Origin of the sequence: Photorhabdus sp. RM96S (assembly GCF_042879335.1) — a bacterium.
Lineage (GTDB): Bacteria > Pseudomonadota > Gammaproteobacteria > Enterobacterales > Enterobacteriaceae > Photorhabdus > Photorhabdus kayaii.
In genome coordinates, this window is record NZ_JBHFKT010000134.1 from 1 (window position 1) to 878 (window position 878).

Sequence of the window (878 nt, forward strand, 5' to 3'; positions counted from 1 at the left end):
TCTCCTCGCCGTCGCGGCGCAGGTGCTGCGACCAGTCATCGGCCCATTTGGGGCCGAACAGCCCGGCCAGGGCGGCGGTGGAGCGGTAAGTCCGGTTCAGGGTCAGCGGCAGCACCCCCGGCAACGCCAGCACCGGCCAGACCTGTAGGAAGTCGCCGGTCGCCACGTCTACCGGCTCCCCGGCTTTGCTGCAAAGCTGACGGTCACAGCCGGTTTTTTTCACCGACGGGGCAGGTTCCGCCCCGGATTTGGCTTTGCCGCCGTTGCCTTTCCGGCCAAGCGGCAGTGGGAGCACGCCGGCAATGGCGACCAGCCAGCGCAGGTCTTTGTTGTTGGCGGTCAGGATAGTCAGGGCCTCACCGGTTTGCGGGGTGATGGCAATTGAGGCCGCCGCGCTGTTGATATTGGCGTCGCAGGCGGTGCGGTGGCCCAGCCGGGCAATCGGCTTGCCGTTGGCAAACACCGTTTTGGCGCCTTCGGCAATCACCACCGGGCCGGGGTGGTCGCTGCACGCAATTTTGTCCCCTTGCCGGGCCACCGGCTGACCTTCAAAAAAGACATTGGGCGAGCCTTCGACAATCTGGCCCTTATTCGCCCCATACTGCCCGAGTGCCGCGCCCACGGCCGAGACCAGTCCGCCGACAAAACCGCCTGCCAGCCCGGCCGCCGCCCCGGCCACCACGGCCATCGCCAGGCCGCCGGTTGCCACAATTAACCCGCCGACGGCCACCGCCGCCAGCGCGCCGAGCACCACGCCGCCCAGCGCCCCCCATAATCCGGCGCTTTTATTCTGGTGGGCAATCGCATCCCCCAGGCGGGCCGGGGCCTGGCCTTCGGTGGCGACGGTACTCTGGCCAAAAAAACCCATCACGCCATGG

General features: G+C 67.7%; 1 protein-coding gene. It reads right to left on the reverse strand.

Features of this window, described 5'->3' with window-relative positions:
* A partial coding sequence (locus tag ACGF49_RS24610; protein ID WP_387493334.1) for a PAAR domain-containing protein occupies positions 1–878 on the reverse strand: 878 nt, incomplete at both ends.